2 protein-coding genes and 1 pseudogene are annotated in these 1,744 nt (G+C 65.4%); 1 reads left to right on the top strand and 2 read right to left on the bottom strand.

Features of this window, described 5'->3' with window-relative positions; genetic code table 11:
• Positions 1-466, bottom strand: a pseudogene (locus PGX04_RS26265) (D-2-hydroxyacid dehydrogenase); the annotation flags it as partial.
• Positions 467-597: 131 nt separating this feature from the next.
• Between PGX04_RS26265 and PGX04_RS26260 the strand changes: the two are divergent.
• Positions 598-1,101 carry a hypothetical protein gene (locus PGX04_RS26260; protein WP_273741186.1) on the top strand — a complete coding sequence of 168 codons (504 nt, stop codon included), beginning with the start codon at positions 598-600 and terminating at the stop codon, positions 1,099-1,101.
• A gap of 270 nt (positions 1,102-1,371) precedes the next feature.
• On the opposite strand, the gene PGX04_RS26255 is transcribed toward PGX04_RS26260, so the two are convergent.
• The coding region (locus PGX04_RS26255; RefSeq protein ID WP_465263848.1) for an eIF2B alpha/beta/delta subunit family protein at positions 1,372-1,744 on the bottom strand (373 nt) is incomplete at its 5' end.

Below are 1,744 nucleotides of genomic sequence, written 5' to 3'. Positions count from 1 at the left end.
TGACGCCCCGGCCGAGCGTCCCGGTGCCGACGACGCAAGCCGTCGACCCCGGGAGCGTGAACGCTTCGTCCCACTCCGGTCGATCCCACCGCCGCTCCCGCTGGTTCGCGACGTGGTCGTGGAGCCGCCGAGCGAACATGAGCAGGTAGCCCGCGACCGTCTCGCCGACGGTCCGGTCGTGAATACCCGTGCTGTTCGTGAGGACGACGCCGCGTTCCTCGAGTTCGTCGAACGGAAATCGGTCGACCCCCGCCTGAATCGAGTGGATCCAGTCCAGATCGAGGAACGCCTCCCGGTACTCGAGGGTGACGACCGCGTCGCAGCCCGCGATCCCGTCGTCGTCGATGACCTCGACCTCGGTCGGGAGATCGGCGAGAGACGTTGCGAGCTCCCCCGGCGGAAAGACGTCGTCGACCGACTCGTGGATGCCCAGACTGTCGATCGGTGACTCGAGTTGGGTATGCATACGCACCGCTACGAACGAAGCGGGATTGAACCTTTGGTCGATTACGATCCGAAAACTGACTCCGTCGGCGGATTTTCTAACCCGGACACCGACCTTTCATATTGATATACTATTGGTCGTAACGTCCCGCTATGCAACAACGAATTGACGCCGGTCCGAACGGCGAGCACGGGACCGGAACGAATCGCGTCACTCGACGGAGCACCCTGATCGGGGTCGGGGCGATGGCCGTTACCGGGTTGGCCGGGTGCTCGGCCACGGCGAGCGAGAGACTCGAGGACGTGACCGTCTTCAACGAGACAGACGAGCCGATCGACGGGACGATCGAAATCGTCGATCCGGACGATGCGATCGCTCTTTCGGACGCGTTCGAGATCGCATCGCAGGACGAGGAAGACGACGGGGACTCGAACGCGTCGGCAGCGTACGAGCGGGTCTGGGGAACCGTCGGCGACTACGAGGTTTCCGTCGAACTGGCTGACGGGTTCGACATCGCCGGGGAAACGCGCGCGGACGAAACGGTGACGATCGAGGACACGGATAGCACACTGCTCGCCGTCGTTCTCGGCTCGGACGACCACGAAGACGAGATCAGTTTCGCCGTGGGAGAACGCTGGAGCGACTTCGAGCGGTAGTCGCGGTACGGGTCACCGCGGGACCCATCCGTCGCGTCACCTCGAATTCCGCAGGATCGCAGGGAGATGCGTCTCCGGGCCGCTGAGACGGTGGCTCAGTGAAAGCTATCATCACAAGGGGCTAAGCGGGGGTAACTCTCGTCATCGCCACCGATCGATGATACCCCCGTCGGACGCAAAAGCCTCACGGACATCCGTTCGCGTTCGAAATTGTCGAACGCACAGATCCGCTGCGTCACGAGCCCCGACGGGCATCCGCGTGCGAGTGCCCTACCACTCCTCGAGCCCGCGCAGTTCCGCGGCCACGTCCCCCACGGCACCGGGCTCGAGCGCGCCGCGTTCGGTCACGATCTCGGACACGCAGTCGGCGGGCGTCACGTCGAACGTCGGGTTCAGCACGTCGATTCCGGCGTCGCCGTCGTACACCGCGGCCCGGTCGCCGGACTCGAGGTTTACGGCCTCACGGGTCGAGACCTTGTCCGTCGCCGCGACGACGGACACCGGAAGCAGCTCGCGGTCGGCGGTGATCGCGAGCGCTCGCGTTCCGGTCTTGTTTACGACGGCACCGTCGGGCAAGACGGTATCAGCGCCGACCACGACGCGGTCGACGTCCTCGCCGGCGAGCACGTGCGCGGTCGCCGCG

The sequence above is a fragment of the Natrinema soli genome, assembly GCF_028618695.1.
The sequence above is the reverse complement of the archived record's forward strand: the minus strand, read 5'-3'. Positions and strand labels throughout refer to the sequence as shown.

Coding starts and splice junctions, on each gene's coding strand:
- PGX04_RS26260 (WP_273741186.1), top strand. CDS start 598: ATGCAACAACGAATTGACGCCGGTCCGAACGGCGAGCACGGGACCGGA.